The organism is Acidovorax sp. GW835-FHT14B10 (assembly GCF_058793725.1).
The window spans coordinates 15,141-35,482 of the sequence record NZ_JBXAGC010000016.1; the positions used below are offsets into that span (position 1 = coordinate 15,141).

19 protein-coding genes are annotated in these 20,342 nt (G+C 66.1%); 8 read left to right on the forward strand and 11 right to left on the reverse strand.

Going from position 1 to position 20,342, the window contains the following annotated elements; genetic code table 11:
* Positions 1–223: 223 nt before the first annotated feature.
* The gene (locus AC1Q5S_RS13530; protein WP_303832861.1) at positions 224–1,096 is read left to right on the forward strand and encodes a LysR substrate-binding domain-containing protein; all 873 of its coding nucleotides are present in this window, start codon (positions 224–226) and stop codon (positions 1,094–1,096) included.
* A 95-nt stretch (positions 1,097–1,191) separates the two neighbouring features.
* Here AC1Q5S_RS13530 and AC1Q5S_RS13535 read toward each other — a convergent pair whose 3' ends face one another.
* The 10 genes from AC1Q5S_RS13535 to AC1Q5S_RS13580 form a co-directional block, all read right to left on the reverse strand.
* Complete coding sequence (locus tag AC1Q5S_RS13535) at positions 1,192–2,061, reverse strand: NAD(P)-dependent oxidoreductase (RefSeq protein WP_303832862.1); 870 nt, start codon at positions 2,059–2,061, stop codon at positions 1,192–1,194.
* Positions 2,058–3,488 (reverse strand): NAD-dependent succinate-semialdehyde dehydrogenase, encoded by a 1,431-nt coding sequence (locus tag AC1Q5S_RS13540; RefSeq protein WP_303832864.1) that lies wholly within the window; start codon positions 3,486–3,488, stop codon positions 2,058–2,060. Before AC1Q5S_RS13540 ends, AC1Q5S_RS13535 begins: the two co-directional genes overlap by 4 nt.
* A gap of 2 nt (positions 3,489–3,490) precedes the next feature.
* Complete coding sequence (locus tag AC1Q5S_RS13545; protein WP_303832866.1) at positions 3,491–4,483, reverse strand: Bug family tripartite tricarboxylate transporter substrate binding protein; 993 nt, start codon at positions 4,481–4,483, stop codon at positions 3,491–3,493.
* A gap of 28 nt (positions 4,484–4,511) precedes the next feature.
* On the reverse strand, positions 4,512–5,297 hold the full coding sequence (locus AC1Q5S_RS13550) for an N-acyl homoserine lactonase family protein (protein WP_303832868.1): 786 nt from the start codon (positions 5,295–5,297) through the stop codon (positions 4,512–4,514).
* 10 nt (positions 5,298–5,307) lie between these two features.
* Positions 5,308–6,534, reverse strand: coding sequence for an ABC transporter substrate-binding protein (locus AC1Q5S_RS13555; protein ID WP_303832869.1), 1,227 nt, complete (start codon positions 6,532–6,534; stop codon positions 5,308–5,310).
* 56 nt (positions 6,535–6,590) lie between these two features.
* Positions 6,591–7,481 carry an NAD(P)-dependent oxidoreductase gene (locus AC1Q5S_RS13560; RefSeq protein WP_303832871.1) on the reverse strand — a complete coding sequence of 297 codons (891 nt, stop codon included), beginning with the start codon at positions 7,479–7,481 and terminating at the stop codon, positions 6,591–6,593.
* A gap of 8 nt (positions 7,482–7,489) precedes the next feature.
* A complete protein-coding gene (locus tag AC1Q5S_RS13565; protein WP_303832872.1) occupies positions 7,490–8,338 on the reverse strand; it encodes an alpha/beta fold hydrolase in 849 nt (282 codons plus the stop codon).
* Complete coding sequence (locus tag AC1Q5S_RS13570; protein WP_303832873.1) at positions 8,328–8,699, reverse strand: hypothetical protein; 372 nt, start codon at positions 8,697–8,699, stop codon at positions 8,328–8,330. The genes AC1Q5S_RS13565 and AC1Q5S_RS13570 overlap by 11 nt, the downstream gene beginning before the upstream one ends.
* A gap of 82 nt (positions 8,700–8,781) precedes the next feature.
* Positions 8,782–9,876 carry an AbrB family transcriptional regulator gene (locus AC1Q5S_RS13575; RefSeq protein WP_303832874.1) on the reverse strand — a complete coding sequence of 365 codons (1,095 nt, stop codon included), beginning with the start codon at positions 9,874–9,876 and terminating at the stop codon, positions 8,782–8,784.
* Between the two features lie 6 nt (positions 9,877–9,882).
* Positions 9,883–11,214: an MmgE/PrpD family protein gene (locus AC1Q5S_RS13580; RefSeq protein ID WP_303832876.1), complete on the reverse strand. Its 1,332-nt coding sequence runs from the start codon at positions 11,212–11,214 to the stop codon at positions 9,883–9,885.
* 180 nt (positions 11,215–11,394) lie between these two features.
* Between AC1Q5S_RS13580 and AC1Q5S_RS13585 the strand changes: the two genes are divergently transcribed.
* The 7 genes from AC1Q5S_RS13585 (at position 11,395) to AC1Q5S_RS13615 (ending at position 19,724) form a co-directional block, all read left to right on the forward strand.
* Complete coding sequence (locus AC1Q5S_RS13585; protein WP_303832877.1) at positions 11,395–12,549, forward strand: acyl-CoA dehydrogenase family protein; 1,155 nt, start codon at positions 11,395–11,397, stop codon at positions 12,547–12,549.
* Positions 12,550–12,573: 24 nt separating this feature from the next.
* Entirely contained in the window at positions 12,574–13,548 is a 975-nt protein-coding gene (locus AC1Q5S_RS13590; protein ID WP_303832878.1) for a Bug family tripartite tricarboxylate transporter substrate binding protein, read from the forward strand.
* On the forward strand, positions 13,545–15,620 hold the full coding sequence (locus AC1Q5S_RS13595) for an acetate--CoA ligase family protein (protein WP_303832879.1): 2,076 nt from the start codon (positions 13,545–13,547) through the stop codon (positions 15,618–15,620). Before AC1Q5S_RS13590 ends, AC1Q5S_RS13595 begins: the two co-directional genes overlap by 4 nt.
* A 104-nt stretch (positions 15,621–15,724) precedes the next feature.
* On the forward strand, positions 15,725–16,837 hold the full coding sequence (gene glcE / locus AC1Q5S_RS13600; protein ID WP_303832880.1) for a glycolate oxidase subunit GlcE: 1,113 nt from the start codon (positions 15,725–15,727) through the stop codon (positions 16,835–16,837).
* Positions 16,838–16,904: 67 nt separating this feature from the next.
* A complete protein-coding gene (locus tag AC1Q5S_RS13605; RefSeq protein ID WP_303832881.1) occupies positions 16,905–17,690 on the forward strand; it encodes a YoaK family protein in 786 nt (261 codons plus the stop codon).
* 33 nt (positions 17,691–17,723) lie between these two features.
* Complete coding sequence (gene glcF, locus AC1Q5S_RS13610) at positions 17,724–18,995, forward strand: glycolate oxidase subunit GlcF (RefSeq protein WP_303832883.1); 1,272 nt, start codon at positions 17,724–17,726, stop codon at positions 18,993–18,995.
* A gap of 54 nt (positions 18,996–19,049) precedes the next feature.
* Positions 19,050–19,724, forward strand: coding sequence for a dienelactone hydrolase family protein (locus tag AC1Q5S_RS13615; RefSeq protein WP_303832885.1), 675 nt, complete (start codon positions 19,050–19,052; stop codon positions 19,722–19,724).
* Here AC1Q5S_RS13615 and AC1Q5S_RS13620 read toward each other — a convergent pair.
* Positions 19,710–20,330 carry a phosphoribosyltransferase gene (locus AC1Q5S_RS13620; RefSeq protein ID WP_303832887.1) on the reverse strand — a complete coding sequence of 207 codons (621 nt, stop codon included), beginning with the start codon at positions 20,328–20,330 and terminating at the stop codon, positions 19,710–19,712. The two genes, AC1Q5S_RS13615 and AC1Q5S_RS13620, sit on opposite strands and share 15 nt — an antisense overlap.
* Positions 20,331–20,342 lie beyond the last annotated feature (12 nt).

Consider the following 20,342-nt stretch of genomic DNA (forward strand, 5'->3'; position numbering starts at 1 on the left):
TACTGGTAGAAATGAATGCGGCATTGACCATGAGCTCGCGTACATGGTCCGGACATTGGCGAGCAAGTGCACTGCATACGATTCAGGCACGCGACAGCCGGGAACTGACGGATCACCACGCCATCAACTCTCGCAAAAGTGGGGGGCATAGATTCCCATCGGAAACACGTTGACCGCAGCTAGCTTGATCGGCCTGACGTGGAGGAGAGACAATGACCTCCTGATGAAAATCCCTCCCCTCAACCCCCTCAAGGTCTTTGAAGTTGTTGCGCGCACCAACAACCTCACGCTGGCGGCCAGCGAGCTGAATGTGAGCCAGTCGGCGGTGAGTCGCCAGGTGGCTGTGTTAGAGGAGTATTTGGGCGTGCAGTTGTTTGCACGCGAACGGGTGGGCGTGCGCCTGACCGAAGTGGGCGAAACCTACGCCCGTCGCATTGGCCCGGCGTTCGAGGAGATTGCTGCCGCTACGGCTGCCATCACGCAAAAGTATTCCAACAACGTCATCCGCCTGCGCACCTACACCACGCTCACGGCGCGCTGGCTGATCCCGCGTCTGCCGCACTTCAAGGCCCAATACCCGGACGTGGAGGTGTCCATCCTCAACAGCAACGCGCCGCTGGATTTCGGTTCAGAGAAGTGCGATTTGGCCATCGTGCTAGGCAACGGCACCTGGCCCGACGCCGAAGCCACCTTGCTGATAGAGGACATCGTGGAGCCGGTCTGCGTGCCTGGCTTCATCGAGGGAGCGGCCACGCCCGAGGGTTTACGCGGCAAGCGCCTGCTGGTCTCCAGGTACCGCAAGGACGACTGGCCGCGCTGGCTCGAATACGCCGGCATGCCCGGCATGTTCGAGACCGCCGAGAAGATGGTCTTCAGCAGTTCCATCCTGACCTGGCAGGCGGCCATGGACGGCCTGGGCATCGCCATCGGCCAGCAGCACATGCTGGACGCCGATTTCCAGGCTGGCCGCCTGGTACGCCCATTTGCACGCCCGCTGCGCACAGGCCAGGGACAATACATCGTCACCCCGGCGCTGCAGCGTCACTCCGACAAAATCGTGGCGTTCAAGGACTGGCTGATGCGCGAGGCGGGGTAACTATGCAAACATGATCTGCTTGCGCTTTGCATGCAATGTTTTCAGGCAGTTTTAATGCAGAAACATAGCCGGTAAGCGCAAGATGCCATGCTTTTTCAAGCACGCACCAAACGATAGATCACCGGGTAGTAGTTCATCGCATAGCCGCGCGCGCAGGCCTTATCCAGCAACGCCGCCGTGGCCTGGGCCACTGCCGGTGTGATGCCTGAGGACTGCGCCAGGGCCAGTGCGAGCCGCAGGTCTTTGAGCGCGTAGGCCGTGGGAAAGAGCTTTTCGGGAAACTCGTCCTTCGCCAGCTTTTCGCCTGTGAGCCGAAGCGCGAACGAATCGGCTGAACCCAGGCGCAGCACGCTGGCGAGCAGCGCCTTGTCCACGCCAGCGGCCTCGGCAATGGCCATGGCCTCGGCCAGCGCGTTGACCGTGGACAGCAGCACCATGTTGTTCATGATCTTGACCACTTGCCCGGCGCCCACACTGCCGCAGTGCACCACGTCCGAGCCCATGCAGCGAAGCCATGGCGCCACGGACTCAAACAGGTCGTCTGGTCCGCCCACGGTGACGAGCAGCGTGCCGTTGTTCGCGGCCTCGCGGCTGCGGGCCACGGGTGCATCGAGAAACCGCACGCCGTGTGCGGCCAGGCGCTCTGCCAGCGCGCGGGTGCGCGGCACGTCGCTGGTGCTCATGTCCACCACGGTCTTCACCGTTCCGCCTGGAACAATGAGCGGTTCGGCGCCAAAGCACACCGCTTCCACCTGATCGATCGAAGGCAGCGAAAGAAACACCGTGTGCGCCGTGTCGCGCAGCCTCGGCACGCTCGACGCCACCGCACCCAGCGCCGCAAGGCGCGCCACGTTCTCGACCTGCACGTCAGCCACGTGCACCGGCAACCCGCATTTCTGCAGCAGGTTGCGGCACATGCCCTCGCCCATCACGCCCACTCCGACGAAGCCCAGCACCGGGGTCATGCCGACACCCCCTGGCGCACGCACTTGACGCGCAGGAATTCTTGCAGGCCCTCGATACCGCCCTCCGAACCCAGGCCACTGTCCTTGTGGCCGCCGAAGGGAGTTTCGGGCAGTGAGGCCTGCCACTCGTTGATGCAGACCACGCCACTGTCAATCTCGCCCGCGAGGCGGTGTGAGCGCTCCAGGTGATTGGTGAACGCATAGGCCGCCAGTCCGAAGGGCAGGCGGTTGGCCTCGGCAATCGCTTCGTCCAACTCCGTGAATGGACTGATCAGCGCCACCGGTCCGAAGGGCTCGATGTTGGCGGCATCGCAATCGAGCGAGGGCCGCACGATCACCGTGGGCTGGTAGAAGAAGCCTTCGGTGCCGATGCGTTCGCCGCCCGTGGCGATGGTCAGACCCCGCTTGCGCGCATCCTGCACCAGCTGCTCGATGGCTTGCAGGCGGCGCAGGTTCTTGAGCGGCCCCATTTGCGTGGCCGCATCGAAGGGATCGCCCACCTTCACGGCCTGTGCGGCCTGCACGAAGCGTGTGCAAAAAGCGTCAAACACGCCCGCCTGCACCAGAAAGCGCGTGGGCGATGTACAGACCTGGCCCGCATTGCGGTACTTGGTGGCCACGGCCATGCGCACCACGCGGTCCACGTCGGCATCGTCGCAGACGATCACTGGCGCATGGCCACCCAGCTCCAGCGTGGCACGCTTCATCGTGCGCGCGGCCAGGGCGCCGATCTGCTTGCCGACCGAGGTGGCTCCCGTGAAGGTGACCATGGCCACCTGCGGCGAGGCGCAGAGCTGGTCGGCGATTTCTCCGGGATCGCCAAACACCATGTTGACGACACCGTCGGGCACGCCCGCATCCTGTACCGCACGCGCGATGTGCAGCGCCACGCCCGCCGTTTCCTCCGAGGGTTTGATGACGATGGCGCAGCCCGCCGCCAGCGCGCCGCTGATCTTGCGCGCCGGTGTGATGGCGGGCGCGTTCCAGCCCGCGAACGCGGCTACCACGCCAATGGGCTCCAGCACCATGGTCTGTGTGACGCCCGCGGTGCGTGCGGGAATGGTTCGACCATAGATGCGCCGCGCCTCCTCGGCCGCCCACTCGAACATCTCGGAGGCGGTCACCACTTCCTTTTGCGCCTCGCCCAGGGGTTTGCCCAGTTCGCTCGCAATCTGCGTGCCGATGGCCTCCCCGCGCTCGCGCATCAGTGCGGCTACGCGGCGCAGCATCGTCGATCGCTCCAGGGCCGAGGTCTTGCTCCAGGTACGCAGCGCCTGGCTTGCCGCGTCGATGGCGGCCTGCACATCTGCCTGCGTCGCGTGGGCGTAATCGCCCAGCGGCTGGCCAGTGCTGGGGTTGATGACGGTAAAACGCTGGGTGGATGCGCCCTGGCGGAACTCGCCAGCAATCCATTGCGAATACGACATGCTTATTCTTCCATCTTGATGTTGGCCGACTGGATCACTGCAGCCCAACGTTCGGTCTGCGCCTTGATATGGTCGGTGAATTGTTGGGGCGTTCCCGTGAGCGGGTATTGCTCCATGGTTGCCAGGCGGGCCACCACGTCCGGGCGGTTCATGATTTGGTTCACGGCTGCGTTGAGCTTGGCGACGATGGGCTGGGAGATGCCCTTGGGACCCATCAGTCCGTTCCACGGCTCGGCGGCGTAGCCCTTGAAGCGCTGCTCGCCCAGCGTTGGCAGACCGTCGCCGCCACGCCCGGGTACGGCGCTCGCAGAAGCCAGCAGCCGCATCTTGCCGGCCTTGGTCTGTGGCAGCGCCACGGAGCCCGCGAGGAAGGCAAAATCCAGCCGACCTGCCACGAGGTCGGTGACCGCGGCGGAGTCGCCCTTGTAGGGGATGTGCACCGCGTTGATCTTCGCCTCGTGCTTGAACCACTCGGCGGCGAGGTGGTTGACCGCGCCGTTGCCGGCGGAGCCGTAGCTCAGGCGCGATGAGGGGTTGCGGCCTTGCTTGAGCAATTCGTCCAGGGAGGTGATGTTCGACGAAGCGGGAGCCACCAGGAAGTACGGATAGCTCGCCACCAGGCCGATGGCGGTGAAGTCCCGAAGCGGGTTGTAGCCGGTCTTTTGCAGGGTGGGAATGATAGAGAGCGTGCTGCTGCTGCCGAACATCAACGTGTATCCGTCGGGCGCGGCCTGCTTGACCTGCATGGCTGCCACGCCGCCGGATGCGCCGGCCTTGTTGTCCACTACGAAGCTCTGCTTGAATTGAGTGGAGAGGTTGTCGGCCAATATGCGCGCCACCACGTCGGTGGGGCCGCCCGCGCTGAAGCCGACGACGATGGTGACGGGTCGCGTGGGCCAGTCGCTGTCTGCTGTTTGGGCGAAGACCGAACTGCCGAGGGTCAGGGCCACGCAGCCCAGAAGGAAAGAACGCTTGCTTTGGTGGTTTGAATTCATGTCAATGTGTCTTCATTCATAAAAGTTGTCAGGCGATATGCCAGGCGTGGACGCCGGGGATATCTGCACTCTTGAAGCGTGCGCAGACTGCGGGGTCATGGCCTGGCACGATGAGGTCTTCGCCATCCGCCAGTTCACGGATATGTGCATATCCAGTGAGCATGTCTTCCAGGCTGAAGATGGCAGGGAAAGGGTTTTGCCGCGTCAAGTTTTCGTAGTAGTGCGCAGCATCGGACGCGAGAACCACCCAGCCGCGCGCGGTGCGCACGCGCACCACCTGGAGGCCGTCGGTATGGCCGCCCACGCGGTGCAACTCGATGCCGTCACGCAGTGGGTGAAATCCATCAACCAGCCGCACATTGCCTTGGTACAGGCGCTTGATGAGAACGCCCACGTCATCGGTCGAGAAGAAGTGGTTCTGCTTCGGATCGCACATACAGTCGCCCGTTGCGTAGCGCACTTCGCGGTCTTGCACCCAGACGGTGGCGGCTGGGAACTCGCCGATGTTGCCCGCGTGGTCGTAGTGCAGGTGCGTAAGCACCACGTCGCGGATCCCCTCGGGAGCGTGGCCCAGGCGGCGCAGCGATTCCAGCGGCGAGACCAGGTAGCGCCGCCCGCGCGCGAGCGCCGAGGCGGAGCTGAACCCCGTGTCCACCAGTACCGCGCCGCCCGGTCCCTGGATCAGCCAGACAAAGAAGTCCAGCGCCATCGGCGCCTCGGGGTCACCGGGGGCAGGGTGCAGGAAATTGCTGCCCCGGGCCCGATCCACCGTGGCGTACTTCACTGCGAGGACCTGGTAGCAGACTTGGTTCATGGCGTGGACATCACGACTTGACCAGGGAGCACTTGCTATCGGAGAGAGGGTGAAACGCCTGCTCGCCCGGCACGGTTTCCAGCATGGTGTAGTAGTCCCACGCGGCCTTCGATTCCTGCGGTGTCTTCACGCGCACCAGGTACATGTCATGGATCATCTTGCCGTCGCCACGCACCTTGCCGTTCTTGGCGAAGGCATCCTGGATAGGCATGCCCTTGATGGCCTTCATCACGTCGGCCACGTTGTCGGACTTGGCCTTTTCGATGGCCTTGAGATAGTTCAACGTGGCCGAGTACTGCCCGGCCTGCAGTGCGGTGGGCATGCGCTTGGTGCGTTCGAAGAACTTGCGCGCGAATGCGCGCGAGGCGTCGTCCAGGTCCCAGTAGAACGATTCGGCGAACAGCATGCCGCCCGCATCCTTCAGACCCACGCCGTGCACGTCCATGATGCTCATGAGCATGGCCACGGTCTTTTGCCCGCCGCTGGCCAGACCGAACTCCTTGCCCTGCTTGATGGCGTTCTGCAAGTCGAGCCCTGCTGTGGCGATGGCCACCGCGTTGGCCTTGCTGCCCTGTGCCTTGAGTATGTAGGAGGCGAAGTCACTGCCAGGAAATGGGTAGCGCGACGAGCCCAGTACCTTGCCGCCGGCGGCTTCGATGAATTGCTTGCCGTCGTTCTCCAGTGAATGTCCAAAGGCGTAGTCCGCTGTGAGGTAATACCAGGTCTTGGCGCCCCCCTTCACCACAGACTGCGTGCCCACCTTGGCCAGCGAGTAGGTGTCATACACCCAGTGCAGATTGTTGGGCGTGCAGTCCTCATTGGAGATGCGCACCGCTCCAGCGCCGGTGACGATGGACATGCGCCCTTTCTCCTGCGCGAGCCGCATCGCGGCCAAGGCCACGGCGCTGTTGCCCAGTTCCGTCGCTGCGTCCACCTGGTCGCGGTCGAACCATTCACGCACACGGGCGGAGCCCACGTCGGCCTTGTTCTGATGGTCGGCAGTAACCATCTGGATCGGGTAGCCAAGCACTTTGCCGCCAAATTCCTCGATAGCGATTTCGGTGGCGACGACGGAACCCTTGCCCACGTTGTCCATGAAAGGGCCGTTCATGTCGGTCAGCACGCCGATCTTGACGATGCCGTCCGAGATGCGAGCGCTCTTATCCTGCGCGGGCGCGAGCATCGAGGCGGTGAGCAGCGCGGCGGCGAGCGTTGCCTTTGTGTAGGTGAGTTTCATGGCTTGTCTCCTGTAAAGTTTTTGGTTGCTTGGGGTATTTTTTTGCATGCAGGGCGCTACATCCGTAGCGGCAGCAGCCCGTTGGACTCGGCCCAGAAATCCGTCATGCACGAGGTGTCCTGCCCATCCTTGCCGGCATGGCGTGCAAGTTGAAACAGGCTGCGCGCCAGGTTGCCCATGGGCAGCGAGATACCGGCCGATTGCGCTGCCTGGCAGGCCAGCGTGAGGTCCTTGAAGCCCAGTGCGATATCGAAGCCCGGCGTCAGATCGCCGCCCAGCACCTTCACGGGCCACTTCTCCTTGAGCTGCCCGTTGGACGCCGTGGTGCCCGTCAGCACATCAAAGGTCTTGCGCGTATCCAGACCCAGCGCATTGGCCAGTACCAGTGCCTCGGAGTTGAGCTGGCAGTAGCACAGCACCATCAGGTTGTTGATGAGCTTCATGCGTGTGCCACTGCCCGGATCGCCGCAGTGCAGCACCGTGGTGCCCATCTGCAGCAGCAGGGACTCCAGCCTGGCGCGGTCGGCTTCGGCAGCGCCCAGCATGAACAGCGATTCGCCGCGGTCGGCGTGGGCGGCCAGGCGGCCCACGGGAGCGTCGGCGAAATGCACGCCGCGCTCGCGCGATGCACGTGCCAGTTCGTCCACTGTATCGGTGTCGATGGTGCTCAGCTCCACCAGGAAGCTGCCACCGCGCAGACCGTCCAGCACGCCGCCCTCGCCCAGGATGACAGCGCGCGATTGCTTGGGGCCGGGCAGCATGGTGAACACCACGTCCACGCCGGCCGCGAGCTCCCGGGTGCTGGCCGCACGCAAGGCGCCCTGCGCCACGAGCGCATCCACGGGAGCACTCTGAATGTCGTGCACCGTGAGATGAACGCCCTTGCGCAGCAGGTGGGAGGCCAGGGCGAAGCCCATGCGACCGAGGCCGATGAATCCGACTTTCATGAAGTTCCTTACGAAGTTTGAATGCGTTGCAGCACGGGAAGCAGGTGGCGCAGGAATTCCTGCGGCGCCTCACTCATCGGGAAGTGACCCAGGCCAGGCATGACCTGAAGCTGTGCACCGGGAATCAGGCGCGCCAGCTCCTGGCTGTCCTCGGGCGTGCATGAATAGTCGTACTCGCCCGTGAGCAGGTAGAGCGGGCAGCGCGCGGTGTCGATCTGCTGCACGCGGCCGCGCAGGTCGCCCTCACCCGTGTAGAAATGCAGGTCACCCTTGAAGACGCCGGGGCCGCTTTGCATGTAGTGCCACAGCGTCTCCCAGCGGTCGCGTTGCGATGCACCTGGCCCGATCAGGCCGGAGACAATGCCGGCGCATACCTCGCCGCCGTGCACGTCGGGGCGGTGCAACCAGTCCAGGTCGTAGTAGGGGTGGACGTGCGCGCCCGATTGCAGGCCGATCAGCGCCTTGAAGCGCTCCGGCTGCTGCAACGCCAGGTGCAGCACCACGCGACCGCCGATCGAGCAACCCATGGCGATGGGGCGCTCGACCTGCATCGCATCCATGAAGGCCAGGATGGTTTGCACATAGAGCGCGCTGGTCAGCTGGTATTCATGTGTTTCCCAGCCCTCGGGCGGGGAAGATTTGCCGTGCCAGGGCATATCGAAGCAGATCACCTGGTGGCTCGCCGTCAGTTCAGGCGAATTGAGCAGCGCGCGATACTGGCGTGTGTCGCTGCCCGCCGTGTGCAGGCACAGCAGGGGTTGACCGCTGCCGGCCGTCTCGTAGTACACACGGCACATGCGGCCCGCGATCTCGAAGTTCACGTAGCCGCCGGTCACGGCTTCTTTCTCAACGCGCATGGAATTGCCCTCCGAGCCGCTTGACCAGCTCCTTGAAGTACAGCAGATTGCTCATGAAGATGGTTGGATCGCCTTCGACCCGCAGCGTCTTGAACTTGACCATCGCCATCAGGTCGTGAAAGCGCGGTTGCGGCTCCTGCGCCCAGAAGCGTTGCCAGGCGTCCTCACCCGCGACCAACGCGAATGTCCAGCGCGGCATCACGTGCGGACCGGGCTGGATGCGCTGAACGCGCCCGCCTTGCAGGGTGACCAGGTATTCTTCCTCGCCCTTTTTGAGCAGGAAGGTTACGTTGACCCAGCGGCCACGGTGGGCCAGCCAGTCTTCAGCGCTACCGGATGGGTCGCCATCGATGGTGTGCATAAATTTGTGTCTCCTGGAGGGAATGTTCCATAGCACCATCACAGGCACAACCGACAATTTGTCGTGGAGGAATGAGCTTTGGTCATGACTGCCGCGAGTGCATGCCAGCGTGCAGGCGCGTCGCCCACAGCCAGTAGGCCGGGCGCACCAGCACCAGCACCGCCACCAACCGTGTCACCTGCAGGGCCGTGACCACGGGCACGCCCAACTGCAGCGCCTTGGCGGTGATGGACATCTCCGTCATGCCGCCCGGTGCCGTGCCCAGGATGGCGGTGGCTGGATGCAACCCCGTGGCCCAGGCCAGCAGCACGCCAAACGCAGCGCAGGCCGCGATCAGGCCCGCGGTGCCCAGCGCCACGCGCGCCAGCCAGCGCGGCGCGGTGTGCAGGAACTGCGGACTGAAGCGCACACCCAGGCTGACGCCGATGACCAGCTGCGCCGCGTTCGACAGCAGCGTGGGCACAGCCACAGGTGCCGTTTCAGTGGCGGCCAGCGTGATGGCCACCAGCAGCGGGCCGAGAAACCAGGGGTTGGGCAGGCGCAGCACATGCAGCGCCAGGCCCCCGGCCACCGTCAGCAGCGCCAGCCAGGCCGCGCCAGTGAGCGTGAAGGGTGCGCTGGCCAGCGGGGCGAGGCTGACCACTTCCAGGTTCCACCACGACTTGGCCAGCAGCATGCCGAAGGGCATGACCAGTACCACGATCAGCATGCGCAGGCTGTGCGATGCGGCCACGAGGTCGGTGCGGGCACCTTCCTTCTCCGCCAGCAGTGTCATTTCGGAGGCCGCGCCGATGGCGCCCGCGAAGTAGGCCGAGGGCCGCAGTGCCGCGTCGTGTACGCCGTGCAACCGACCTGCGCAAGAGCGGTACAGCCAGTAGCCATACACCATGCCCAGCGCCAGCGACCAGGCCACCGCTGCCAGCACCGCCCACCACAGCGCGCCCAGCTGGGCCACGATGGCTGGCGTGAAGTACAGGCCCAGCGATGCGCCCATCACCCACTGGCCGCCGTTGCGCAGCCGCAGGCTGCTGCGGGTGGGCAGACCGGCCAGCGTGGCCAGCGCCGTGGCCAGCAGTGGGCCCAGCATCCACGGAACAGGAATGTGCAGGCGGCGGAAGATGTCCGCCGCTGCCCAGGCCAGCAGCAGCGTGAGGAGTTTGGACGTGGCGCTGCGCATGGGCCGTCAGAGGTCCAGCAGGTGCGTGCGCGTGTCCAGTGCCCAGAGGTTGCCCAGCAAGGTGCGGGCGCGCCCATCGCCCACCACGGGTGCAGCCAGCTCCATGAATTTGTCGGAGAGTTCGGCGTCCGTCAGGGGCTGCTCCGGATCGCCTTTGCGCGTGGGTTGCAGGTACTCGGCCTGCCGACCGTCGGTGGTGGTCAAGCGCAGGCGCGCGGCCCGCTGGCCCGGGAAGCGGGTGTCCAGCTCAGGATCGACACTGAGCCGGATGCGTGCCATGAGTGCGCGGATGTCCGCATCGGCCAGCCGCTCGGGCGTGAAGGCCGACAGGCGCACGCTGCCGTGAATCAGGGCCGTGGCCACCACGAAGGGAATGGAAAAACGCGCCTCGGCCGCCGTGCTGGGGGTGAAGTTGCCCGCCACCGCCAGCGCCGGGGCGTAGGTGGCCACTTCCACGGCGTCCAGCGCTTGCCAGCGAACGCCCATGCGCGCCTGCAACACCAGTGCGCCGTCGATGGGCGCAAAGGTGTGGCCGCAGCAAGCGTGGTTTTTGAACGTCATGCGCGTGATGTGGAAGTCCTGCCCCAGCGTGGCGGTGGCCAGGTTCCAGTCGGGCGCATCGCCCATGGCGCGGCCCATGCCCGCATCGCCGTCGAGTACGTCGAGCGAGCCGGTCACGCCGCGTTCGGCGGCCAAGGCGGCCAGCACCCCGGCTTCGGCGGCGTGGCCCGCGTGCAGCGGCTTGGACATGGAATCCATGCGAAATGCCTGCTGCAGCCCTGCCGCAAAGGTGGCACCCGTACACAGGGCGTGCGCGTGGCGCGTTGCGTCCAGCCCCAGCAGCGTGGCAGCGGCGGATGCCGCGCCAAAGGTGCCCACGGTGCCGGTGTTGTGCCAGTAGCGGTAGTGCGTGCGCCCCAGCGCCGCGCCGATACGGGTGGAGACTTCGTAGCCCGCCACCACGGCGCAGATCAGTTGCAGGCCGGTGGCCTGCCGCGCCTGGGCCAGCGCCAGCGCGGCGGCGATGGTGGGGGCGCCAGGGTGGTAGATGGCCTCGCGGTAGATGTCGTCCACCTCTACGGTGTGGGCGGCGGTGCCGTTGATGAGCGCCGCCGTGCGCACGGTGGCCGCGCGGCCCAGGGCCAGCCGGGCGCCCCCCCTGTCGATGTCTTCGGCCAGGGCCTGCTCCAGCAGTGTGGGCGGGGGCTCGATGGCGCCGGGTAGCAGCGCCGCGTACCAGTCCACGATGGCACGCTTGGCATGGTGGATGACTTCGGGCGCAAGAGGGGCCTGGTTCAGGGACGAGGCGAATTCGGCAAAGCGTTGGGCGGCGGTCATGGGTTTCAGCGGTGGTGTTTACACGGGTACGTATCGTCGCGCGTGTGCGCCTTGCTGTGAACTTCGCAGAAGTGGCGGTGGTATGAGTATTTGTCGGGGCTCGTGACGCAACACGAAGTTCTCAAACCGCAGGGGCCTGGGCACCATGGCTGGGTATTGACACACCCCGCAGGAACGCACATGGATTTCAAACTCAGCGAAGAGCACCAGGCATTTGCCGATTCGGTGGCCCGTTTTGCCCAGGACAAACTCAAGGACGGCGCGCTGGCGCGTGCCCATTCTCCCCACTATCCCTGGGACGCAGCTGCGCTGTTGGCCGAGCAGGGGTTGCTGGGCATTGCCTTCCCCGAGGCCGATGGCGGCCAGGGCGGCACGCTGATGCACGCCGTGCTGGCCATTGAGCAGATTGCGCTGGCTTGCCCCAAGAGCGCCGACATCGTGCAGGCGGGCAACTTTGGCCCTATCCGCACCTTTGTCGAATACGCCACGCCCGAGCAAAAAGAGCGCTTTCTGCCCGACCTGCTGGCAGGCCGCAAGCTGATCTCGCTGGGCATGACCGAGCCCGACGCGGGCTCTGCCGTCACCGAGCTCAAAACCAGTGCGCGCCAGGACGGCGACCACTACGTCATCAACGGCAGCAAGATTTTTTCCACCCACAGCCCGGAGGCGGAGCTGTTTCTGATCTATGTGCGCTTTGGCCCCGGCGTGGGCGGCATCGGCTCGGTGCTGGTGGAGCGCGGCACCCCCGGTTTTCAGGTGGGTACGCCTTCCAACTTCATGAACGGCGAGCAATGGAGCCAGCTGTATTTTGAGGACTGCCGCATCCCGGCTGCCAACGTGCTGCTGGGGCCGGGCGGCTTCAAGAAGCAGATTTCGGGCTTCAACGTGGAGCGCCTGGGCAACTCCTCGCGCGCGCTGGCCCTGGGCCGCTACGCCTTCAACACGGCCCGCGAACATGCCCTGACGCGCCAGCAGTTCGGCCGCGAGCTGTGCGAGTTCCAGGGACTGCAGTGGAAGTTTGCCGACATGGCCATGAAGCTGGAGCAGGCGCAGTTGATGCTGTACCGCGCCGCCATGGAAGGCGAGCATGGCCTGCCCAGTGCGCAAAGCACGGCCATGGCCAAGCTGGCTTGCAACATGGCCGGCTGGGATGTGTCCAACGATGCACTGCAAGTGATGGGCGGCATGGGCTTTAGCCAGGAGTCGCTGGTGGAGTACTGCGTGCGGCGCACGCGCGGCTGGATGATCGCTGGCGGCTCCATCGAAATCCTGAAGAACCGCATTGCCGAAGGCGTGTTTGGTCGCACGTTCTCACAGCGGCCAGCCAAAGGCTGACAGCACAAAAACAAGGAGACAGATATGAATCGTCGCAATTTCTCGGTGGCTGCATGCGCAGCGCTGACTTTGGGCATGGCAGGTGCCGCCATGGCCGATGCCGCATACCCCGCCAAGCCTGTGCGCGTCATCGTGGGCTATTCCGCCGGTGGCCCCACCGATCTGGTGGCGCGCATGGTGGCTACGCATCTGCAGACGCGGCTGGGCCAGCCGTTTATCGTGGATAACCGCCCCGGCGCAGGCTCCAACATCGCCTCCGAAGCCGTGGCGGCAGCCCCTGCTGACGGCTACACATTGCTGGTAGCCGCTGCTCCGGTCACGATGAACAGCTACGTCTACAAGAAGCTGAAGTTCGACGCCGTCAAGAGCTTCACGCCCATTGCCAAGCTATCCTCCTCGCCCGGAGTGCTGGCAGTGCGGCCCGATCTGGGTGTGGGCAGCGTCAAGGATCTCATCGCCCTGGCGAAAAAGGAACCCGGCAAGCTCACTTACGGCACCACCGGCCTGGGTGGGTCGCAACACATGGCGACCGAATTGCTCCAGCGCCTGGCGGGCGTTCAGCTCACGCACATTCCTTACAAAGGGGCCAGCAACGTCATGACGGATTTGATTGCAGGGCATGTGGACATGGCCTTTGTGTCCGCAAGTGGCGCCATGCCGCATCTGCAAGCGGGCAAGGTCAAGTCCCTGGCGGTGGCTGGCCCGCAGCGCCTGTCGGGGCTGCCCGACGTGCCCACCTTCGCGCAGGTGGGTATCCCGGCGATGGTCTCGGATTCGTGGAACGGCTTGCTGGCGCCAGCAGGCACGTCCCCCGCCATCGTCAAGAAGCTGCATGCGGCGGTCGTGGAGGCGCTGCAGCTGCCTGAGATCCGGGCCAAGCTGGAATCCCTGGGCGCCATCGTGATTGGCAACAATCCCGAGGAGTTCCGCAATGACATCCAGCGCGAAGTTGGGCATTGGGGCGAGCAGTTCAAAACCATCAGGATTGACGCGCAATGACACTACACAACGAATCTACGGCAGCGCTGGCACAGGCGCTGCTCCATCCGGCCAGCATTGCCCTCTACGGCGCCTCGGACGACGTCAGCAAAATGGGTGGGCGGCCCGTGCAGTTTCTCAAGCGCTCAGGTTTTGCGGGCCGCATCTACCCCATCAACCCCAAGCGCTCGGAAATCCAGGGCCTCCAGGCCTGGCCCAGCCTGCAAAGCCTGCCCGAGGTGCCCGACCACGTCTTCGTTCTCACACCCACCGACACCGTGATTCCGGCCGTGCGCGAATCCGCGGCCTTGGGCGTGAAGGTGGTCACCATTCTGGCGAGCGGCTTTTCCGAATCCGGCGCCGAGGGTGTGCAGCGCGAGGAAGAACTACGCAAGATCGCCCGCGAGACAGGCATCCGCATCCTGGGCCCAAGCAGCCTGGGCGTGGTCAATCCGCGCACGGGTCTGGTGCTTACGGCCAACGCGGCCTTTGCCGAGCCCGATATTCCGCCGGGCAAGGTGTTCGTGGCTTCGCACAGCGGCAGCATGATCGGCGCGCTGGTCTCGCGCGGCAAGGCGCGCGGCGTGGGTTTTGCGGGGCTGGTGTCGGTGGGCAGCGAGGTGGATCTGAACGTGGGCGAGATCTGCGCCGCCACACTGGATGACCCTGCGATCGAGGGCTACCTGCTGTTTCTGGAGAGCATGCGCCACGGCACCGAACTGCGCGCCTTCGCGCGCGCGGCGCACCGGGCGGGCAAGCCGGTGATTGCCTACAAGCTCGGGCGCAGCGCCGCCGCTGCCGAGATGGCCACCACCCACACCGGCGCCATTGCGGGCGAAGACGATATCGCCGATGCCTTTTTCAAAGACCTGGGGATCGCCCGCGTGGGCGTGCTGGACGCGCTGCTCGAAACCTTCCCGCTCGCCAAGCGCATTCCACTGGAGAGTGCCCCCAAGCGTGTGGGCGTGGTCACTACCACCGGCGGCGGTGCTGCGATGGCGGTGGACCAGCTCGGTATCCGGGGCGTGGTAGTGGAGCCGCCTTCCGCAGAAACGCTCAAGCGCCTGGAACAGGCTGGCCTGCCCTGCACGCCTGGCCGCGTGCTTGACATGACGCTCGCGGGTACGAAGTATGAAACCATGAAAGGCACGCTGGAAATCCTGCTCGCGGCGCCCGAGTTCGACCTGGTGCTGGCCGTAGTAGGGTCGTCTGCACGCTTCCAGCCGCAATTGGCCGTCAAGCCTATCGTGGAATGCGCAGGGCAGCCCAAGCCGCTCGCGGCCATGCTGGTACCCGATGCACCCGAGGCGCTGGCCGCGCTCACTGCGGCGGGCGTACCGTGCTTTCGCTCGCCCGAGGCCTGCGGAGATGCCATTGCCGCCGTCCTGGCACGGCGCCAGCAGGGCCAAGAGCCACGGCTGCCCGCGCCCGGCCCCGCACGAACTCTGAGCGAGGTCCAGGCCTACGGCATCCTTGATGCGGTGGGCGTGCCGCACGCGCCCGTCGTGCTGCGCCGCTTTGGCGGCGAGGCTGACCCGCTGCCCTTTTCCTACCCTGTGGTGGCCAAGGTCTGCTCGGCCGACATTCCACACAAGACCGAGGTGGGAGGCGTGCTGCTGAACATTGGCAGTGATGAGGAGCTGGTCGTGGCCATGGCCACGTTGCGAAGCAACCTGGACGAGAAGGCGCCTAAAGCAATTTGTGACGAGGTGCTGGTGCAGCCCATGCAGAAAGGCTTGGGCGAGGTGCTGGTGGGCTACCGCGTAGATGCCGACGCCGGTCCCATCATCATGCTGGCCGCAGGCGGCATTTGGGCGGAGATAGCCAAAGACCGCAGCATCCGTTTGGCGCCGGTGACGGTAGAGACAGCGCGCGAGATGGTTCTGGAGGTCAATGCCCTGAAGCCGCTGACGGGCCTGCGCGGCAAGGCGCGGGGCGATCTGGAAGCGCTGGCGCATACCGTGAGCGCGCTGTCGCAGCTGGCTCTCCGGCCGGAGTTGCGCGTCGCGGAAGCCGAGGTGAATCCACTGCTGATCATGCCCGAGGGGCAGGGGGTGACGGCCGTGGATGCATTGGTGTTTCAGCAGCTCTGAACGCCGTTAGCTGAACGTGGGCACCATTGCGCTCACGTGCGGCGTTCAAAAAAATCAAATCGACACCTTCACTCTATTGGAGGGCGGCGCAGTACCATCGCCGCATGGATACAGCCCTTCGCCAGATCGTTGACCGTGTCCGCGCCGCCGCCGCCGCGCAAACCCCCTTGCGCATCCGGGGTGGGGGGACCAAGGACTTTCATGGCCTTGCGCTGCGCGGCGACGTGCTCGACACCCGTGCGTTCACCGGTATCGTGGGCTATGAGCCCAGCGAGCTGGTGGTCACGGCGCGCGCGGGCACGCCGCTGTCCGAGCTGGAGGCCGTGCTGGCCGAAAAAGGCCAGTGCCTGCCCTTCGAGCCACCCCATTTCGGACCGGGTGCCACCGTGGGCGGCATGGTGGCCGCTGGCCTCAGTGGTCCCGCCCGCGCCAGCGTGGGCGCCGTGCGCGACTACCTGCTGGGTGTGGTGCTGCTCAACGGCCGCGCCGAGCTGCTCACGTTCGGCGGCCAGGTCATGAAGAACGTGGCGGGCTACGATGTCTCGCGCCTCATGGCGGGCGCCTGGGGCACGCTGGGCCTGCTCACCGAGGTGAGCCTCAAGGTGCTGCCCGTGGCGCTCGCCGAGGCCACGCTGCGCTTTGAATGCAGCCAGGCCGATGCCTTGCGCCGGCTGCACGCCTGGGGCGGCCTGCCCCTGCCGCTCAACGCCAGCTGCTGGGTAGAGGATGCAGGCGTGGGCACGCTGTTTGTGCGCCTGCGTGGCGCGGTGGCGGCGGTGGATGCGGCCTGCCGCAGCATGGGCGGCACGCGGCTCGACAACGCCACCGTGGCGCCCGACTGGCGGGCCTGCCGCGAGCAGACGCTGCCCTGGTTCACCGCCCGCCGGGCCCGGCCCGGGCAGGCGCTGTGGCGCCTGTCGCTGCCCGCCACGGCCCCCGTGCTGGCGCTGCCCGAGGGGGCCTCGCCGCTGATCGAATGGCACGGCGCCCTGCGCTGGGTGCAGGCGCCGCTGGCACAGGGCGATGCGTTGCGCGAAGCCGCCCGCGCGGTGGGTGGAAATGCTGCGTTATTCATGGCTGATGGCGCAGATGGATCAAGCGTTGCAGGCCCATTGGATCTGAAATCTTCGGCGCTGGCACAGATCCATGCGCGCCTCAAGCACAGCTTCGACCCGGCCGGCCTCTTCAACCCCGGTCGCATGGCGCCGCAGTGGTGAGGGGAGCGCGCGTGGTGGCCAGCGACATCGGGCAAGCGAAGCCGCACCAGGGCGCCGCAGGCTGAACATGCGCCGCCTGCGCCACCTCACCGGCCACCACCGCACGGGCACCAGCAACCGCGTGCTCGGTCTGCTGCTGGCCTTCAATGCCGGGGCGGTGAATGCGGGCGGTTTTCTGGTGGTCAACCTGTACACCTCGCACATGACGGGTTTCCTGTCGATGCTGGCCGACAACCTCGTGCTGGGCAACATGGTGCTGGTGCTCAGCGCCCTGGGGGCCTTGCTGGCCTTCATCAGCGGAGCGGCCACCACGGCGGTGATGGTGAACTGGGCGCTGCGGCGCAAATTGCACAGCAGCTATGCGCTGCCGCTGGTGCTGGTGGCGTTGCTCATGCTCGTGTTCGGCCTGGTGGGCGCCATCACGCTCGACTGGCGCACGCCGTTTGCGGTGCCCATGACGGTGCTGCTGCTGTCCTTCATCATGGGGCTGCAGAACGCCACCGTGACCAAGATGTCCTCCTCCCAGATCCGCACCACCCACATGACGGGCGTGGTGACCGACCTGGGCATCGAGCTGGGCAAGATGCTCTACTGGAACCGTACCGGCACCGCGCTCGAAAACCAGGTGCGCGCCAACCAGGCCCGGCTGCGGCTGTTCGCGGGGCTGGCGTCGGTGTTCCTCATCGGCGGCATTGCCGGGGCGGCCGGCTTCAAGCATGTGGGCTTTGTCTTTGTGGTGCCGCTGGCGCTGGTGCTGCTGGCCCTGTCGCTGCCCCCGCTGTGGGCCGACCGCGCGCGCCTGCGCCATCCGCTGCGCAAGGCCGGGCCCGCCGCGCCCCCTGCCGCGCATTGAATCTTTGTTGTTGACTCGTCCAGGCTGCACTCCATGCAAACCCAACTCGCCCCCGAATACCGCGCCCGCCCCGACGGCCTGGAGGCCGAGGCCATCCTGCGCAAATGCGTGCACTGCGGTTTCTGCACGGCCACCTGCCCCACCTACCAGCTGCTGGGCGACGAGCTCGACGGCCCGCGCGGCCGCATCTACCTCATCAAGCAGGTGCTCGAAGGCGAGGCCCCCACGCGCAAGACGCAGATGCACCTGGACCGGTGCCTGACCTGCCGCAACTGCGAAAGCACCTGCCCCAGCGGTGTGCAGTACGGCCATCTGGTCGATATCGGGCGCAAGATCGTGGACGAGAAAGTGGTCCGGCCGCTGGGTGAGAAGGCCCTGCGCTGGGCCCTGAAAGAGGGCCTGCCATCGCCCCTGTTCGCCCCGGCCATGAAAGTGGGCCAGGCGGTGCGCGGCCTGCTGCCGTCCGCCCTCCAGGCCAAGGTGCCCGCGCTGCGGCCGGCTGGGGCCTGGCCCACCCGCGAACATGCGCGCAAGGTGCTCATGCTGGCCGGTTGCGTGCAGCCGGCCATGATGCCCAACATCAATACCGCTACCGCCCGCGTGCTGGATGCCGTGGGCATCCAAGCCGTGATCGCGCCCCAGGCCGGCTGCTGCGGCGCGGTCAAGTTCCACCTCAACGACCAGGAAGGCGGCAAGGCCGAGATGCGCGCCAACATCGATGCCTGGTGGCCGCTGGTGGAGGCGGGCGGCGTCGAATCCATCGCCATGAACGCCTCGGGCTGCGGCGTCACCGTCAAGGAATACGGTCACATCCTCAAGGACGACCCGCAGTACGCCGCCAAGGCCGCGCGCATCAGCGCCCTCACGCGGGATCTGTCGGAGCTGCTGCCCGCCATGCTGCCCGAGCTGGCGCAAATACTGGCGGGCCGCGTGCAGCCGCCCGACGTACTTTTTGCCTACCACCCGCCCTGCACGCTGCAGCATGGCCAGCAACTGCGCGGCGGCGTCGAGACGCACCTGAACCAGCTGGGCTTCCAGCTGCGCGTGGCGCGCAACGAATCCCATCTGTGCTGCGGCTCGGCGGGCACGTATTCGGTGCTCAACCCGGGCCTTGCGTACCAGCTGCGCGATCGCAAGCTCGGTGTACTGGGCGAAGCCTTTGGCGAGCAGGCCCCCGACGCCATCCTGTCGGCCAACATCGGTTGCATCACGCACCTGCAAAGCGGCACGTCCACCCCCGTGCGGCACTGGGTGGAAGTGCTGGACGAGGCGCTGGGCGCTGCCGATGCGACGCCCGTACGGTGAACCGGGCGGGCAGGAGCGCGATGTTCGATGCCCCCTTGAGCGAGGTGCCATGCCATGCAATCCGCAACCCAACAACTGGTTCGCATTCCGGTGGACAGCGGTTTTATCGAGGGCGCATGGGAGAGCCCACCCGACAGCCAGGGTCTCGTGCTCTTTGCCCACGGCAGCGGCAGCAGCCGGCACAGCCCGCGCAATAACCATGTCGCGCGGGTGTTGCGGGAACGGGGCTTGGCCACCTTGCTGGTCGATCTGCTCACGCCCGAGGAAGACCGCGCTGAGGCCACGCGGTTTGATATTGCGCTTTTGACACAGCGCCTGCTGGATGTGACCGACTGGGCCAGGCGCCAGCCAGCGATGGCGTTGGTGCCCATGGGGTATTTTGGTGCGAGCACCGGTGCCGCTGCGGCCTTGCGTGCGGCCGCGGCGCTGGGGGGCGCCATACGGGCCGTGGTGTCCCGCGGTGGCCGCCCGGATCTGGCGCCCGCCCGTGATCTAGCACGGGTGCGGTGTCCGACCTTGCTGTTGGTGGGCGCTTGCGATGAAGAGGTGCTGGCGCTCAACCGGCGCGCTGCCGCACACATGCCCGGGACCACGGTCTTGACGGTCGTCCCCCATGCCACCCATCTCTTTGAGGAGCCGGGGGCGCTGGAGACCGTGGCCCAGCTGGCGGCGGACTGGTTCGCGCAGCATTTGCCGGCACCGGGGGTGCCGGCTTCAGGCGCCCAGTAGCGCGATCACTTCCTCGTCGTCCACCTGCGGAAAGTGGCGGTAAAACTGGCCCACGGCCTGGAAATGGGCCGGCGCATGCAGGCACACCACGTCGTCGGCCATGGGGCGGATTTTCTCCAGGGCCTCGGGCGATGCCACGGGAATGGCGCAGACCAGCCGCGCGGGCTGGCGCAGGCGCAGGCTGTGCAGCGCGGAAATCATGGTCGCGCCCGTGGCCAGGCCGTCGTCCACCACGATCACCACGCGCCCGTGCGGGTCCACAGGGGGGCGGATCGGGGTGTACCGCACCCGGCGCGAGTGGATCGTGGCCATCTGCTTTTGCTTTTCCGCGGCGATGTAATCCGGGTCGGCGCCGACCGCGGCTGCGTAAGGTGCGATGTAGGTCCACCCGTTTTCCGCCACCGAGCCGATGGCCACTTCCGGCTCGAAGGGCGCGCGCAGCTTGCGCACCAGCACCACATCCAAGTCGCCACCGAGCTGTGCCGCCACGATCTTGCCGATGGGCACGGCGCCCCGCGGAATGGCCAGCACCAGGGGATGCTGGGCGCTGAAAGCGGTCAGGCGGTCTGCCAGCTGGTGGGCGGCGTCGTCGCGGTCTTTGAACATGGGTTGGCCTTG

What these genes read in the sequence shown, in the direction of transcription:
- AC1Q5S_RS13530 (WP_303832861.1), top strand. Translation starts at nt 224, where the DNA reads ATGAAAATCCCTCCCCTCAACCCCCTCAAGGTCTTTGAAGTTGTTGCG.
- AC1Q5S_RS13535 (WP_303832862.1), bottom strand. Translation starts at nt 2,061, where the DNA reads ATGACCCCGGTGCTGGGCTTCGTCGGAGTGGGCGTGATGGGCGAGGGC.
- AC1Q5S_RS13540 (WP_303832864.1), bottom strand. Translation starts at nt 3,488, where the DNA reads ATGTCGTATTCGCAATGGATTGCTGGCGAGTTCCGCCAGGGCGCATCC.
- AC1Q5S_RS13545 (WP_303832866.1), bottom strand. Translation starts at nt 4,483, where the DNA reads ATGAATTCAAACCACCAAAGCAAGCGTTCTTTCCTTCTGGGCTGCGTG.
- AC1Q5S_RS13550 (WP_303832868.1), bottom strand. Translation starts at nt 5,297, where the DNA reads ATGAACCAAGTCTGCTACCAGGTCCTCGCAGTGAAGTACGCCACGGTG.
- AC1Q5S_RS13555 (WP_303832869.1), bottom strand. Translation starts at nt 6,534, where the DNA reads ATGAAACTCACCTACACAAAGGCAACGCTCGCCGCCGCGCTGCTCACC.
- AC1Q5S_RS13560 (WP_303832871.1), bottom strand. Translation starts at nt 7,481, where the DNA reads ATGAAAGTCGGATTCATCGGCCTCGGTCGCATGGGCTTCGCCCTGGCC.
- AC1Q5S_RS13565 (WP_303832872.1), bottom strand. Translation starts at nt 8,338, where the DNA reads ATGCGCGTTGAGAAAGAAGCCGTGACCGGCGGCTACGTGAACTTCGAG.
- AC1Q5S_RS13570 (WP_303832873.1), bottom strand. Translation starts at nt 8,699, where the DNA reads ATGCACACCATCGATGGCGACCCATCCGGTAGCGCTGAAGACTGGCTG.
- AC1Q5S_RS13575 (WP_303832874.1), bottom strand. Translation starts at nt 9,876, where the DNA reads ATGCGCAGCGCCACGTCCAAACTCCTCACGCTGCTGCTGGCCTGGGCA.
- AC1Q5S_RS13580 (WP_303832876.1), bottom strand. Translation starts at nt 11,214, where the DNA reads ATGACCGCCGCCCAACGCTTTGCCGAATTCGCCTCGTCCCTGAACCAG.
- AC1Q5S_RS13585 (WP_303832877.1), top strand. Translation starts at nt 11,395, where the DNA reads ATGGATTTCAAACTCAGCGAAGAGCACCAGGCATTTGCCGATTCGGTG.
- AC1Q5S_RS13590 (WP_303832878.1), top strand. Translation starts at nt 12,574, where the DNA reads ATGAATCGTCGCAATTTCTCGGTGGCTGCATGCGCAGCGCTGACTTTG.
- AC1Q5S_RS13595 (WP_303832879.1), top strand. Translation starts at nt 13,545, where the DNA reads ATGACACTACACAACGAATCTACGGCAGCGCTGGCACAGGCGCTGCTC.
- glcE (WP_303832880.1), top strand. Translation starts at nt 15,725, where the DNA reads ATGGATACAGCCCTTCGCCAGATCGTTGACCGTGTCCGCGCCGCCGCC.
- AC1Q5S_RS13605 (WP_303832881.1), top strand. Translation starts at nt 16,905, where the DNA reads ATGCGCCGCCTGCGCCACCTCACCGGCCACCACCGCACGGGCACCAGC.
- glcF (WP_303832883.1), top strand. Translation starts at nt 17,724, where the DNA reads ATGCAAACCCAACTCGCCCCCGAATACCGCGCCCGCCCCGACGGCCTG.
- AC1Q5S_RS13615 (WP_303832885.1), top strand. Translation starts at nt 19,050, where the DNA reads ATGCAATCCGCAACCCAACAACTGGTTCGCATTCCGGTGGACAGCGGT.
- AC1Q5S_RS13620 (WP_303832887.1), bottom strand. Translation starts at nt 20,330, where the DNA reads ATGTTCAAAGACCGCGACGACGCCGCCCACCAGCTGGCAGACCGCCTG.